Source organism: Haloferax sulfurifontis ATCC BAA-897, assembly GCF_000337835.1.
Lineage (GTDB): Archaea > Halobacteriota > Halobacteria > Halobacteriales > Haloferacaceae > Haloferax > Haloferax denitrificans.
On record NZ_AOLM01000028.1, the window covers coordinates 21,648 to 35,300 of the forward strand.

General features: G+C 65.4%; 13 protein-coding genes. 5 read left to right on the forward strand and 8 right to left on the reverse strand.

The features are described from left to right. Positions 1–422 precede the first annotated feature (422 nt). Positions 423–1,673 carry an orc1/cdc6 family replication initiation protein gene (locus tag C441_RS17130; protein ID WP_007276221.1) on the reverse strand — a complete coding sequence of 417 codons (1,251 nt, stop codon included), beginning with the start codon at positions 1,671–1,673 and terminating at the stop codon, positions 423–425. A 972-nt stretch (positions 1,674–2,645) separates the two neighbouring features. Between C441_RS17130 and eif1A the strand changes: the two genes are divergently transcribed. Continuing rightward, on the forward strand, positions 2,646–2,930 hold the full coding sequence (gene eif1A / locus C441_RS17135; protein ID WP_013035036.1) for a translation initiation factor eIF-1A: 285 nt from the start codon (positions 2,646–2,648) through the stop codon (positions 2,928–2,930). Positions 2,931–3,176: 246 nt separating this feature from the next. Here the strand turns inward: eif1A and C441_RS17140 are convergent, their stop codons facing one another. The 6 genes from C441_RS17140 to C441_RS17165 form a co-directional block, all read right to left on the reverse strand. Beyond that, positions 3,177–3,653 (reverse strand): YbaK/EbsC family protein, encoded by a 477-nt coding sequence (locus C441_RS17140; protein ID WP_007276222.1) that lies wholly within the window; start codon positions 3,651–3,653, stop codon positions 3,177–3,179. A gap of 62 nt (positions 3,654–3,715) precedes the next feature. Then, positions 3,716–4,831: an aminotransferase class V-fold PLP-dependent enzyme gene (locus C441_RS17145; RefSeq protein WP_007276223.1), complete on the reverse strand. Its 1,116-nt coding sequence runs from the start codon at positions 4,829–4,831 to the stop codon at positions 3,716–3,718. Between the two features lie 9 nt (positions 4,832–4,840). Then, complete coding sequence (locus C441_RS17150) at positions 4,841–6,190, reverse strand: M20 family metallopeptidase (RefSeq protein WP_007276224.1); 1,350 nt, start codon at positions 6,188–6,190, stop codon at positions 4,841–4,843. 158 nt (positions 6,191–6,348) lie between these two features. Next, complete coding sequence (locus C441_RS17155) at positions 6,349–6,786, reverse strand: type IV pilin (protein ID WP_007276225.1); 438 nt, start codon at positions 6,784–6,786, stop codon at positions 6,349–6,351. A 239-nt stretch (positions 6,787–7,025) separates the two neighbouring features. Further along, positions 7,026–7,457 carry a type IV pilin gene (locus C441_RS17160; protein WP_007276226.1) on the reverse strand — a complete coding sequence of 144 codons (432 nt, stop codon included), beginning with the start codon at positions 7,455–7,457 and terminating at the stop codon, positions 7,026–7,028. A gap of 431 nt (positions 7,458–7,888) precedes the next feature. Continuing rightward, a complete protein-coding gene (locus C441_RS17165; protein WP_007276227.1) occupies positions 7,889–8,257 on the reverse strand; it encodes a hypothetical protein in 369 nt (122 codons plus the stop codon). Positions 8,258–8,439: 182 nt separating this feature from the next. On the opposite strand from C441_RS17165, the gene C441_RS17170 reads away from it, so the two are divergent. Beyond that, positions 8,440–8,856: a VOC family protein gene (locus C441_RS17170; protein ID WP_007276228.1), complete on the forward strand. Its 417-nt coding sequence runs from the start codon at positions 8,440–8,442 to the stop codon at positions 8,854–8,856. Between the two features lie 79 nt (positions 8,857–8,935). Here C441_RS17170 and C441_RS17175 read toward each other — a convergent pair whose 3' ends face one another. Then, a complete protein-coding gene (locus tag C441_RS17175; protein ID WP_007276229.1) occupies positions 8,936–10,591 on the reverse strand; it encodes a PAS domain-containing sensor histidine kinase in 1,656 nt (551 codons plus the stop codon). Between the two features lie 191 nt (positions 10,592–10,782). On the opposite strand from C441_RS17175, the gene C441_RS17180 reads away from it, so the two are divergent. The 3 genes from C441_RS17180 (at position 10,783) to C441_RS17190 (ending at position 13,609) form a co-directional block, all read left to right on the forward strand. Then, a complete protein-coding gene (locus C441_RS17180; protein WP_007276230.1) occupies positions 10,783–11,847 on the forward strand; it encodes a DUF7350 domain-containing protein in 1,065 nt (354 codons plus the stop codon). A gap of 98 nt (positions 11,848–11,945) precedes the next feature. Continuing rightward, on the forward strand, positions 11,946–12,203 hold the full coding sequence (locus tag C441_RS17185) for a hypothetical protein (RefSeq protein WP_049920693.1): 258 nt from the start codon (positions 11,946–11,948) through the stop codon (positions 12,201–12,203). Next, positions 12,200–13,609 carry a hypothetical protein gene (locus tag C441_RS17190; protein WP_007276232.1) on the forward strand — a complete coding sequence of 470 codons (1,410 nt, stop codon included), beginning with the start codon at positions 12,200–12,202 and terminating at the stop codon, positions 13,607–13,609. The genes C441_RS17185 and C441_RS17190 overlap by 4 nt, the downstream gene beginning before the upstream one ends. Positions 13,610–13,653: the final 44 nt, after the last annotated feature.

The following is a 13,653-nucleotide window of genomic DNA, read 5'->3' on the forward strand; positions in this document are numbered from 1 at the left end:
TTCACGGGCAGATTACGCGCGTCGAAAGGCGCGACGCCGAACACCAGCATGTCCGCTGTTATCCCGATAGAAGCCACGAATAGAGGCGCTATCGCTGAGATAGGACGTCGTGGACGGATTGGTACACCACAATGTCCGCTGTTCTAGTAAGCGGCGAAAATAGCCGATTACCGCGGACATGGTGGTGTTCAAAGCGGTCGGAAACTGGTCTCAAAGAGAACTCGGCGCGTCCGACGAACGCTCGTTTCGAGACGCGCGTTACGAGAGTTACTCAATTAGTAGTCAGTTCCGCGCGGAACAGGCAGTGTCACAACGCGGGGGAGAACCGTTTTGTCAGTCCGTAACGCGCAGGAGAGCACCGCTCCGGCGACCGGACGCGAAACCGACACCACGATGTCCGCAGTAATCGCAGTCGATGTCGCCTACTGCTCGATGAAGTCGTCGAGCGTGCTCGTCTTCTCTCCGTCGAGGAAGGGTTCGACCGTCTCGTGGACGCCCACGAGTTCGATGGTATCGCGCATGGCCGAGACGATGAGCCCGACGTCCATATCGAGGGCGTACTCGCGGTACGTTCCGCCGCGACGGCCCTCGTTTCGCTCGGTGACCGAGACGATGCCGAGCATCGCGAGTTCGCTGAGGTGGTCGCGCATCCGTCGCGGGACGAGCGGGTCGCGGTTGGCGAGTTCGGTAAAGCGGGTGTAGCGGGGGCGAACGTCGCGGGAGCGAATCGGCGTCTCGTCTTCCAGTTCGAGCGTCAAAAGCGAGTAGAGGACGAGATGGCCGTGTTCGGTCAGACCGTTGATGCCCTCTTTGATGCGGCCGCGTTCGAGGGCGCGCCGACCGCGCTTGACGTGTTCTTCCTCGATGCGGTCGGTGTCGTCGTCGCGGGCCAAGTCGCCGGCTTTCATCAACAGGTCGATGGACTGGCGGGCGTCACCGGCGTCTTTCGCGCCGTAGGCGGCACAGAGCGGAATCACCTCGTCGGCGAGCACGCCCTCGCGGAACGCCACTCTGGCGCGCTGTTCGAGGATGGCGCGGAGGTTCTTCGCGTTGTACGCGGGGAAGTGAATCTCCTGTTCGCACAGGGAGCTTTTGACCTTCGGCGAGAGGTCGTCGCGGAACGAGAAGTCGTTGGAGATACCGATGAGGCCGACCTTCGCCGCGTCGAGGTTCCCGTTAGCCCGCGCTCGCGGGAGTTGATAGAGGATGCTGTCGTCGTTGACGTGGTCGATTTCGTCGAGGACGATGATTATCGTCCCGCCGCAGTCGTCGAGTTCCTGCCAGAGCATCTCGTAGACGGAGCCGAGCGGGTAGCCCGTCGTGCTGATCTGGTTCGACTCCGACCGGAACTCGTTGACGAGTCGAGTGGCGATCTGATACGAGCTCGTGAGTCCGTCGCAGTTCAGAAAGACGACGGTGAGGTGGATGTCGTCGTAGTGGCTCGCGTCCTCGCGGAGGTGACCGAGTAGGTACCGCGACGCGGCGGTCTTGCCGACGCCGGTCTTCCCGTAGAGGAAGATGTTGTTGGGCTGTTCGCCGTTGATGACCGGCTGGAGTGCGGCCTGAAACGTGCGGAGTTCTTCGTCACGCCCCACGAGTTCCTCGGGCTGGTAGTCCTCCCGGAGGGCGTCCCTGTCCCGATAAATCTCGGTGTCCCGCTCGAATAGGGGCATACAACCACGGTTCGACCACTTCATTGATAAAACCACCGCGTCCGCAGTGTCCGCTGTTCTCGTCCTTTATATAGATTGGCGGAGACACACCCCCTCCACTTTGTCCGCTGTTCTGGGAGACGAGGGTGACAAGTGGTTCAACTGGACGCTTCCGCTTGTTTTTAATTAGAGAAAGATTTATTATACTATAATTTAAACTAAGTCCGTAATACGGGCAATTATTATAGTTGTATGGGGGCTGTCTGCGGACCGCTCTTTTCGTTCACGGCTTCAGAGCTATAAACTAACCCGACTGGTCGGAACCCGACGGTAGAGAACCGACTCACGACGATGGGGGGTACCGCCCCTCACCGAGAACAGCGGACAAAGTGGTGTGAGTGTTCCTCGTCTCACGCCGTCTCGTCCCCTCGTTCACACTCGCCGAGAACAGCGGACAACATGGTGTCTGTGTCAACACTCACCGAACGCTTCTCGACCGCTCGTTGACACGGGCCGTCACACAACCGCGCGGTTAGTCTCGTCCGGTCGAGTCGATCGACTTCTTCGCTCGCCTTCGACTCCCGACGGAATCTGTTCTCCGTGACTCTGCGAAACTCTGTGAATCGGTGAAAGCGCCTTCTCAGGAGATGAGACGTCGAATAACTGCGGACAAAGTGGTGTTGTAGGGGAACCATCGAGACTCTCGTCGCACCCGCCCTCGCTCTCAGCGACGACCCAGCGATGCCCGACCTCTAACATGACTACCCTCACATGGCTCTCCGCTAACATGATTCGCCACGAACGAGACCTCCAACGGAACTCGGACGACCCGTGTGGGTTGTACCCATGAACCACTCTCCCTGCTACCGGCCAATCTGTCGAAAAACAGCGGACAACGTGGTGTTCGAAACTACAGTCTCCCAGTTTCAACGCCGTGACATTTGGTATCACGAGTATCCGATAAGTTATCCGTCTCCGTCCCCGAGCAAGACTGTGAGTGAAAATCAAGGGCGTCGAAACCTTCGAATGCCCAACGACAACGAGCTGTTCGCAGTCGTCACAGAGCACAACGGTGGCAACCACGTCCGAATCCGCTGTGAAGACGGAAAGAACCGAATGGGCCGCATCCCCGGCCGCATGAAGTACCGCACGTGGATTAACGAGGGCGACGTCGTGCTCGTCGAACCGTGGGACTGGCAGGACGAGAAAGCCAACATCGAATGGCGTTACACCGGCGAGGACGCGGACCAGCTTCGGCGCGAAGGCCACATCCAGTAATCATTTTCTCCGAAAGGAGAGTTTATCTTACTCGACGCACCAGCCGCGGCGCTCCGGTCGTCTCGCAGTAGTTCTGCGGCAGTTTCACCGTTTCTCTCCGGCGATGCGAACTCCGTTCCGACGGTGAAGAACAGCGGACATAGTGGTGTTGTGCTCGTCGCGGTCGGTGGTGGAACGTGCCGGGTGTCGGCCTTGATACCGCTCCTGTCTCGGAAGTACGGCTGGATGCCGCATGCCGCTCTTGTCTCACTCGAACACGTCGATGAACCGCGGTTCGGAGAGCGCTCGTAGGTCGTCCGGCGTGAGCCGGAACACCGCCTCGGGCGTCCCCGCGGCGGCCCAAATCCGGTCGAACGACTCGAACGTCGGGTCCGCGAGGACGGGACAGTCCGTCGCGTGGCAGGTCGGCGGTACGCCGCCGATGCTCCAGCCGGTCGCCTCTTTCACTTCGTCGGGGTTGGCGCTTCGAACCGAGCCCTGTTCGACGCCGAACTCGGAGCCGAGCGAGCCTTCGTCGACGCGGTTCGCACCGCTCGTGAGGACGACGACCGTCTCGTCGCCCACGCGCATCACGATGCTCTTGACGATTTGGGCGACGTCACAGCCGACAGCCGCCGCCGCGTCATCGGCCGTCTTGGTTCCCTCGGGGAACTCCTCGATGGTCGCTTCGAAGCCGTGAGAATCGCGTATTTGGTCGGCGAACTTGCGTGCCGTGGGATGCATGCCCAGGGCTTCCGCGTCGGTGGATATGAACGTTTACCGCCGTGGCAGATACTGCGCTGAACCTACCACTCCCCGTCGAGTCCGTCGCGAAGCGCCGCCACGTCTGACTCGTCGTTGAAGTTGTGGAACGACGCGCGGACCGCCGTCGGCTCGGGAAGCGTCCGGACGACCACTCCCGCCGACTTGAGGCGTTCGACCGTTCCCTCCGGGTCGGAGACTTCGAACGAGACGAGCCCCGATTCGGGGTCGTGCGGACTCAACAGCCTGCCCTCGGGGACGGTTTCGATAAACTGGCTCGCGAGGTCGCGAACGTGTTCTTCGGTCCGGTCGAGGCCGAGGCGCTCGGCGATATCGATAGCCTCCCTGAGCGCGACGTGCGGCGCGGGATTGGTGGTCCCGACCTCGAAGCGCTTGGCCCCCGGCGCGAAGTCGAGGCCGTCGGCGTTCGGCTCCGTGACGCCGCGGTAGCCGACGGCGTGGGGTTCGATGTCTTCTGCGACCTCGCGTCGGACGTAGAGGAAGCCCGCGCCCCACGGTCCGAGTAGCCATTTGTGACCCGCGCCGGCGACGATGTCTGCCCCCCAGTCCTCCACGTCGACGGGGTACTGGCCGAACGACTGGACCGCGTCGACCACCGACAGCGCGCCGGCGTCGCGGGCGATATCGGCGAGTTCGGCCACGGGGAGTCGCGTCCCGTAGTTCCACGTCAGAGCGCTGAAACAGACGAGTTTGGCGTCGGCGACGGCCTCGGCGTACTGGTCCATATCGAGCCGCCCCGCCTCGCTCTCGACGACGCGGACCTCGACGCCCTCGCGTTCGAGTCGTCGCCACGGGAGGATGCCCGCCGGGTGTTCGAGGTCGGTCCGGACGACCACGTCGCCCGGCTCCCAGTCGAGTGCGGTGGCGATGCGGTTGATGCCGTCGGTGGTGCTCTGGGTCAGCGCCACCTCTTCGGTCTCGGCACCGATGAACGCGGCCACGTCCTCGCGGACGGCCTCGTAGGCGTCGAACGCGGCCGGGTAGGGACCGTCGTCGCCCGGCGACTCGTACTCGTGGTATTCGAGGAACTCGGTCGCGCGCTCCACGATGGGGCGCGGACTCGGGCCGTGCGCGCCGGTGTTGAGATACGTGACGTCGTCGAGGGCCGGAATCGTCGTTCGGAGTTCGTCGGGTGTCATGGTGAATTATCAGGTGTTTGTGGAGTTATCTTCTCGTCGGTCCCACCGCGAAGGAGTCGTGTCTGCTGGTGTCGCGTCCGTCGAATCAAACGTTCCGGTACCACTATCGAATTGCCGCAATAGCTCGTCGGGCAGGCGGGCGTACACCTCGGCGTTGCCGACGAGCGCGTCGACCGTGGTGAACTCGTCGGCCGCGTGGGCCGTCTCGGTCCCGAGTCCGAACTCGACGGTCGGAACGCCGGCGTTCCGCATCCGTTTCGCGTCGCCGCCGCCGGTCGCGCTCCGGCGGTAGACGCGCCCGCCGGTGACGCTCTCGGCGACCGAGACCACGGCGTTCGCCAGCGGCCCATCGGGGTCTTCGAACGTCCCGACCGACCAGTCGGCGTCCGAAATCTCGACGCCGTCGTGACCGGCGACCACGTCCCGAACGGCGTCGAGCACCGCCGCCGTCTCGACGCCCGCCGTCACGCGAATATCGAGGTTCGCCCGCGCCGCGGCGGGAACGACGTTCACCCGGTCGCCGCCCGAGAGGACGCCCAGATTGGCCGACGGCCGCTCGAACAGCTCTCGCGCCGCGTCCGCGCCGAACCGCGGCGCGTAGTACTCGACGGACTCGTCGACGAGCGCCCGCACCGCGGGGTCGAGGTCGAACCGGACGTCGGCGAGCGTCGATTCGATGTCGCTCACGGCGCGGTAGAGTCGGTGAATCGCGTTCTCGCCGAGCATCGGCCGGGAGCCGTGGGCGGCGGTCCCCGTCGCTTCGAGTTCCAGCCAGATGCTCCCCCGGTCGGCGACGGTCACCGAGTGGCGGTCGCTCTCGCAGGTCGTCTCGCCGATGACGCAGGCGTCCGCGTCGAGCCCGCGCCGGTCGAGAAGCGTCGGCATCCCCGCGCTCCCGGCGACTTCCTCGTCGCTCACGAACGCGAACACGAGGGTCGTCGCCGGCACCGTGTCGGTTTCGACGTACGCCTTCGCCACCGCGAGCATCGCGGCGACTGCCCCTTTCATGTCGGTCGCGCCGCGCCCGTAGAGCCGGTCGCCCTCCCGCTCGCCGAGCGGGTCGCGCGTCCACTCGCCAGCCTCGAACGGGACCGTATCGAGGTGCCCCAGCAGGACGAGCGTCCGGTCTGTCGCACCGGGGAGCGTCGCCACGAGATTCGGCTTCGTCGGGGCCGAGGCGACGCGCTCGGTCTCGATGCCGAGCTCCGAAAAGAACGATTCGACCCACGACGCGAGTTCCCGCGTGTCTCCCGGCGGGTTCTGCGTGTCGTGGCCGACGAGCCTCGACGCGAGGTCGACGACGTCCTCGCGGTGCTCGCGGAGGGAGGCGACGACGGCTGTCGGCTCTGGTTCGGACATGGGAGTTCTATCCGAACGTACGTACCGCGGACGAATAAGTTTGTGCTAAAAATACAATACTGATGGGAGATGCGGATCTCCTCTGTAGCGTGGTTCCGAAAGAAATCAGTGCTCCGGGCCGGGGTTGATAGAGTTCGTTGCCGATTCTGCCATCCGGCTTAGGCGTTGTAGGTCCACCGCTGGAGGGTCGCGGAGTTGGAGCCGGATTCGGAGGTCCAGACGACGCGGACGGTTTCACCAGATTCGAACGAGTCACCTGTCGCTCCAACGGTAACCGAGCTCCCTGCCGATATCTCAGTCGCAGTCGTATCGATTTCGTTCCAGGCGTCTCCGTCTTCATCGATCGGTCCTGCGATGGTCACGCGAGCCGGGTCGATTGAAGCGCCGCTCTCGTGGGTGATGACGAGATCCCCATTGCTACTGTTGTGGGCGAACGCGAAGCTCACCTGCGGAGCGGTGTCGCCGACTTGGTCGCCGAGACCGAGGACGAAGGTGCCGATGACGGCCGCGAGGATGACGGTGATGGCGACCATGAGGATGACGCCGATGACCGGCGAGACTGCGCGGGACTCCGTGAACATTGTCTTGATTTGCATAGTTGTGTTTCTCCTAGGTGTGCCGGACGAGAGGCGACCGTTGAGAAAAATTCGAATCGGTCCTCCAACGCCTGCGTTCTAACCTAACAGATAGTCTGACGTTCTCCGAAGCTATAAACTAGTACTGAGAAGGTGTTTCACGTCTCATGCGTGTTCCGTACCACCATCGGAGCGCGCTGTCGCTCTCGGGGGAACGTCCGGAAAAATCGAGGTTCGGTTGGCTGTGTCGCCGCGGACCTTCAGCGCGTGTACGTCTGCAGGGTCGCGGAGTTCGAGCCGGACTCGGAGGTCCAGACGAGGCGCACTTCGTCGCCGTCGTCGAGGGTTTCACCGGTGTCGAGTTCGACAACGATGGTCTCACCGGCGTTCATGTTGTCGTCGGAGCCATCATTCTTCGAGATGACTGGCGTCGATAAGTCCGACGGGATGACGACGCTCAGTTGGTCGCTGGCGATGGAGTCACCGCTTTCGTGCGTGATTGTGATTTCCTGTGCACCGTCGTAGTCGAAGCTGAAACTCGCCTGCGGGGCGGTGTCGCCGACTTGGTCGCCGAGACCGAGGACGAAGGTGCCGATGACGGCCGCGAGGATGACGGTAATCGCGACCATGAGGATGACGCCGATGACCGGCGAGACTGCGCGTGATTCGCTAAGGAATTTCTTGATATCCATTGTTCTACCCAGGACCGGCCTCAGACCCACCTCGTGCCCACCTGCACGGGACCGCGAGCGGCCACATGTTCCGGCTCCTGTTGGCCTTCCGTATGTTCCGGATATATTTAATTTCGCAGTGGCTTACCGGTCTATTCGAGGGGTTAGGACGCTCCTAACGCCCGAATTCTGGATTTAAGCCATTCCATCCCATCTGCGTACCACCGGGGGATGCGGTCGGTGGCGAATCGGTCCGTTGGCGCTCGATACCCCGAATCAGACTCTCCCGCCCGCGTGACACGCCGGTTCGAACCGTCACGCCTCGGGTTTCTGCGGACACGGTGGTGTGGGGTGCGGGCGGGTCGTCGGCCGCGGCGGCGCGCACGCGCGTTTCACACGCGCCGCTCACGGAGTTGGGACCGTCGAACCGGCCGAAAGAGCCGCCTGTGCCCCTATTGCGAGGCGTTCCAGAACCGCGGCGTCGACTCGAAGTCTATCTCCGCGTCGGAGGGCGCGCGCTCGTAGAGCGCGTCGTGGACGGCCTCGTAGGCCGCCCGCGGGCCTTCCTGTGCGAGTTTCGGGTGCTCGCGGGTGTCGAAGACGACGCGCCACGTGCCGTTCGTGAGGTGAAGTCCGAGGATGTACTTCCCGCGGACGTTCACGACCAGTTGGTAGGCGTGTTGCACCGTCTCGCCGTCGCGTTCGAGGTTGTAACCGCGGACGGCGACGGCCTGCTGAATCGCCTCTTTCGTTTCGAGCTCGGCGACGAACGACTTGGGGACCGCCCGTCCGGGGAGCGATTCGACGAACGGTTCGCTCACGGTCGCACCACCTCGCGTCGCGCACCTCTCGGTTCCATCGTATACCTACGTGGGCGGCCGAGCGGGTATATGCGATACGGTCTCCGGCGGCGGCGCGGAATCGGACGTTCCGTCGACGCCGCCGCCCCGCGTCCCGCGTTCCGAGCGAAGCGCCTTTGAGGCTCTGCGCGCGCAGACGAACCGTGAACACCAACGCCCACCACGTCGGCATCACCGTTTCAGACCTCGATTCGACGCTCGCGTTCTACCGCGACGCGCTCGACCTGCCGGTCGTCTCCCGCTTCGAAGTCGGCGGCGAGGAGTTCGCCACCGCCGTCTCCGTCGACGGCGCGTCGGCGCGGTTCGCCCACCTCGACGGCGGCGACGTGCGCGTCGAACTCGTCGAGTACGACCCGGTCGGCACCGACGCCGACGAACCGACGCTCAACCGTCCCGGCGCGACCCACCTCGGACTCTCGGTGGACGACGTCGACGCCGCGGTCGCCGAACTCCCGTCGGACGCCGAGACGCTCAGCGAACCGCAGACGACCGAAAGCGGCACGCGAATCGCGTTCGTCCGCGACCCCGAGGGGAACCTCGTCGAACTCCTCGACGCCTGACGCGGCCACTCCGCTCGACGGGCGTCACCGCTCGGAGTTCGACGTTGGGATTGTTCTGACATCGCAATACCGGCGGTGGTCAATCGTCGTTCGGGAACCACGCCCGCGGCCGCTCCGACCCGACCGGAAGCTTCAGCATCACGGCCGTCCCCCCGAGGGAAGACGGTTCCAACTCCATGCTCCCGCCCGCTTTCTTGACGACCCAGTGGACCAGCCACAGGCCCATCCCGGTCCCGTGTTCGAGCGGCGTCTCCTCGCCGCGCTTGATAACTCGCCACTCCTCGTCGGGGATGCCCGGCCCGTCGTCGGCGACTCGCACGATGAGTTTGGAGTCGTCGTCTTCGGCTCGACACACGTCGATGTGAACGGTCTCGCCCCCGTGTTTGAGCGCGTTCGCGATTAGCTCGTCGAGCGCCGCGCCGACGCGGCTGTCGACTCGCTCGCGGAGCCCCGTCTCGATGTCCGTCCGCATCGTCGCCTCCGGATACGCCGATTCGGCTCTCGACACGGCGTCCTCGACGAGCGTCGAGACGCGCCGCGGCGACCCCTCGGATTCGAGGGCGTCCGAGACCGTCTGTGCCTTCTCGGAGAGCGACGCGAGGTCGCCCGCCGCCTCGACGATGGCCTCGGCGGCATCGGCGAGTTCCTCGTCGGCGACCGCGGCCTCGTTCTGGCGAATCAGCTCCGCGTAGCCCTCGATGACGTTCATCCGGTTTCGGAGGTTGTGCCGGAACATCCGGTTGAGGACGCCGAGCCGCTGTCTGGTCAGCTCCGACTCGGTGACGTCGGACTGGATGGCGACGTAGCCGTCGATGTCGCCGTTGCTCTCGATGGGCGCGATAGTCTGTATCGCGGTGTAGAGCTCGCCGCCCTTCCGTCGGTCGATGATTCGCTCCTGCCACGTCTCGCCGGACTGGACGGCCCGCCACAGCCGCTCGTAGTACGTCTCGGGCATCTCGCCCGAACTGAGTATCGACGCCGGTTCGCCGATGACCTCCGCGGCGTCGTAGCCGGTCGTCTCCTCGAACGCCGGGTTGACGTACGTAATCTCTCCGTCCGGCGTGGTGAGGTAAATCGCGTGGCCCGCCTGCTCGACGGCCTGCTCGAACTCGCGGAGTCGCCGCTCCCGGCGCTGTTGTGCCGTCACGTCGACCAAGACGCCGACGATTTCGGAAACCTCGCCGTCGGCGTCGCGGATGACCGCCGTCGAGAGGCGGAACTCTCCGTGGTCGCCGTTCGCGCGTCGTCGCTCGACCGCGACGTTCGAGAGGCCGTCTTCGGCGATGGTCCGCCGGATAATCTCCTCGACGCTTTCGCTGTTCTCACCGCCTTCGCTCGCGCCGTAGGGGATTAGCTCGCCGAGCACCTCCTCGCGTTCCCAGCCGAACGTCTCCGTGGCGGCGTCGTTCCACCTCGTTACGCGCCCCTCGGGCGTGACCGCGGTAATCGGCACCGGCGACGCGGCGACCACGGTTCGAAGGTGCTCCAGCGACGACCGAACTGACGCCTGTTGGCGTTCGATTCGGCGGTCCTTCCGGGCGACGAGCGCCCAGACGAACGCGGTGGAGACGGCGACGAAGGACAGCCCGCCGACGACCTTGGCCGCGGGAGTCGGGGTCGAACCCAACACGGTCGACAGCAGTAACTCGCCGCCGAGGATGCCGGCGGTCCCGAAGCCGAGGTACGCCAGCGCGATGGCGCGGGCGTCGAGACCGTCGAGCGGCGAGTCGTTCATCGTTCGAACGGAGTGCGAGCGGAGATATAAACGTGATGCGGCGAACCGGCAGTTGATAACGACGACACGCCCCTCGAAAGCCGAGCGGGAAGCGCAACCGACATTGGCACCGGGCCGCTAGCGGAGCCAATCACCGTCTCGCGGGTTCCGCGCGGCGGCACGCCACACGGGCCGACGAGGTCCGAGATACCATGAAACGACGAGACGCAATCAAGACGCTCGGAATCGGAACCCTCGCGGCGACCGCGGGGTGTCTCGGCGGGTTCGAACGACAGTCGGCGTGGCGCGACCCGCCGCTCGTCGAAGACCGGCCGGCCGCGGTCTATCTGCCCGCCATCACCGAGGGGATGAAGATGTACGGGGAGACGACTGCCGGACCGTACGGCGTCGCGCTCACCTACTCGTATCCCCACCGCTTCTGGACGGCCGCCGGTTCGGAGCTTCAGAAGACCGTCGTCGAGGCCGACGACTCGATTCACCTCATGGCGTCGCTGTGGGACGCCGAGACGGGGACCGTCCTCCCGCTGGATGCCGGCGTCTCAATCGAGATTCTCCGCGACGGCGACCTCGTGAGCGAGGAGGTCGCCTACCCGATGCTCTCCCAGCAGATGGGGATGCACTACGGCTCGAACTACGTCCTCGACGGCGAGGGCGACTACGAGGCCCGCGTCCACGTCGGCGGCACCTCGCTTTCCCGGACCGGCTCGTTCGCCGGGCGGTTCGAGTCGGCCGAGACGGCGACGTTCGAGTTCGCGTTCGAGACCGACGACCTCTACGACGTGGAACTGCGGCGCCTCGGCGACGAGGCCGGGTCGCGCGGCGCGGTCCCCGCGATGGAGATGATGGGCGTCCCGACCGGGAAAGCGCCCGCAGTCGCCGACCTCCCCGGTCGCCACATCGGCCGGCAGACGAGCGCGGACGCCCTGTTCGACGCCTTCGTCGTCGACGACGGCTCCCGGTTCGGCGTCGACGGCGCGTACCTCTACGTCTCGGCGCGGACGCCGCACAACGAGTTCGTCCTGCCGATGATGGGCGTCAGAGCCACGCTCGACCGCGACGGAACGACGGTCCTCGACGGCGCGCGACTCGCCCGGACGCTCGACCCCGACCTCAGCTACCACTACGGCGCGGGCGTCGAGGGCGTCGAATCCGGCGACGCGCTGACGCTCTCGGTGGACGTGCCGCCGCAGGTCGCCCGCCACGACGGCTACGAGACGGCGTTCATGACGTTCGAGCCGATGCGGTTCGAGGTCTGAGACGGCGCTTCGATGTTTTCGACCCTCACCGCCCGACGCGGACGCCCGCGATGGAAACGTTCAGAAGCCAACCCCTCCGAACTTCGAGTGACTATCGGATGACCACGGACACAGACGCGACGCGCGACCGCCACACCTGCACAGCGTGCGGCGAGGCGTATCCGACCGAGCGACTGCTGGTCCTCCATCGGGGCGCGAGACACCCCGACGACCTCGACGCCGCGGAGGTCGAGGCGTATCGAGAGGCGTACTACGAGGAGGAAGGCGAACTCAAGTCGTTCCGAATCCGGGCGCTCGGCGTCCTCGTCCTGCTGTACTTCGGATTCCTCATGCTGTTTATCGTCTTCGCATCATGACCCGACTCCGACCCACCACTCTCAGGCGATTCGGTCTCGGCCTCCTCGTGGCGAGTCTGCTGTCGCTCCTCGCCGACCCGGCGGCCGCGAGCAACGCCGCGGTCGGCCTCGCGGGCGCGTCGCAGGACAACCTCGCTGTCCCGCGGTGGCTCTATCTCGCCACCGGCGGCGCGACCGTCGGTGCGTCCGCGCTCCTCGCCAGTTTCGTCACCGACCGCCGGTTCATCGAGCGCGTCCACCTGTGGCAGACCGGCCCCGAAGCGGGCGTCTCCGACGGCGTCCTGCGCGCGCTCCGGGTCGCGGGCGGCGTCCTCGGCCTCGCGGTCCTCGCGCTTGCGGTCTACCTGGGCTACGCCGGCCCGCAGATTCCGACCGTCAGCTTCGCCGTCATCGTCGTCTTCGCCGGACTCCGCGCCGGCTACACGATGCTCTCGTACCTCGTCGCCGACACGTGGCGCGCGCTGAACCCGTGGCGAACCGTCGTCTCGGCGGTTCCGAACGGCTTCGTCTCGTACCCCGAGCGGCTCGGCCGCTGGCCGGCAGTCGTGGGGATTCTCACGCTCGTCTGGGTCGAGACCGCGACCGCCGTCACGACTCGGCCGTCGGTCCTCGCGACGGCGCTCGTGGTCTACTCGGTCGTCACCCTCGTCGGCGCGGTCGTCGTCGGCGCGGACGCGTGGTTCGACAACGTCGACCCCGTCTCCGTCTTCCTGCACTTCTACGGCCGGGTCGCGCCGGTTCGCCTCGACGGCGACGGCCTCTCGTTCCGCCTGCCGGGGATGCGACTCGTCACCGACGACGACCTGACGGACCTCGGCGACGTGGCCGTCGCGGTCGTCCTCGTCTGGGAACTCACCTTCAGCGGCTTCGTCACGACCGAGCAGGGCGCGGCGGCCGTCCGGTCGCTGGCGGGTGTCGGTCTCCCGCCGCTTTTCGTCTACGGCCTGCTCTACCTCGGCGGCTTCGGGGTCTTCCTGGGACTCTACGTCCTCGCGGCGCGGGTGACCGCCAGCCGCATCGACACCTTCGAGACGCCGCTCGACCTCGCGGTCAAATTCGCCCCCCCGCTTCTCGCCATCGCCGCCGGCTACCACCTCGCGCACTACTTCGGCTTCTTCGTCTCGCTGTCGCCGATGCTCGTCCACGCGCTGTCGTCGCCGCTGTCGTCGCCGGCGAACCCGGTCGTGCTCACGCTCCCCGCGTGGTTCGGCGGTCTGAACGTCGGGTTCGTCCTCCTCGGCCACCTGCTCGCGGTGTGGGTGGCGCACTCGCAGGCCTACCGGACCTTCCCCAGCAGACTGCAGGCCGTCCGGAGTCAGTTCCCCTTCGTCGCGGTGATGATTCTGTACACGATTCTCAGCCTGTGGCTCATCTCGCTGCCGACCGCGTCCCCGCCGTTCCTCTGATTAATAACTAATCGCCTCCAATTTGTGAATTTACAATATCAAAC

Excerpts from the sequence above, each read along its gene's own strand:
- C441_RS17160 (WP_007276226.1), bottom strand. The coding sequence starts at position 7,457 with ATGGATATCAAGAAATTCCTTAGCGAATCACGCGCAGTCTCGCCGGTC.
- C441_RS17155 (WP_007276225.1), bottom strand. The coding sequence starts at position 6,786 with ATGCAAATCAAGACAATGTTCACGGAGTCCCGCGCAGTCTCGCCGGTC.
- C441_RS17175 (WP_007276229.1), bottom strand. The coding sequence starts at position 10,591 with ATGAACGACTCGCCGCTCGACGGTCTCGACGCCCGCGCCATCGCGCTG.
- C441_RS17150 (WP_007276224.1), bottom strand. The coding sequence starts at position 6,190 with ATGTCCGAACCAGAGCCGACAGCCGTCGTCGCCTCCCTCCGCGAGCAC.
- C441_RS17140 (WP_007276222.1), bottom strand. The coding sequence starts at position 3,653 with ATGCATCCCACGGCACGCAAGTTCGCCGACCAAATACGCGATTCTCAC.
- C441_RS17130 (WP_007276221.1), bottom strand. The coding sequence starts at position 1,673 with ATGCCCCTATTCGAGCGGGACACCGAGATTTATCGGGACAGGGACGCC.
- C441_RS17190 (WP_007276232.1), top strand. The coding sequence starts at position 12,200 with ATGACCCGACTCCGACCCACCACTCTCAGGCGATTCGGTCTCGGCCTC.
- C441_RS17185 (WP_049920693.1), top strand. The coding sequence starts at position 11,946 with ATGACCACGGACACAGACGCGACGCGCGACCGCCACACCTGCACAGCG.
- C441_RS17145 (WP_007276223.1), bottom strand. The coding sequence starts at position 4,831 with ATGACACCCGACGAACTCCGAACGACGATTCCGGCCCTCGACGACGTC.
- C441_RS17180 (WP_007276230.1), top strand. The coding sequence starts at position 10,783 with ATGAAACGACGAGACGCAATCAAGACGCTCGGAATCGGAACCCTCGCG.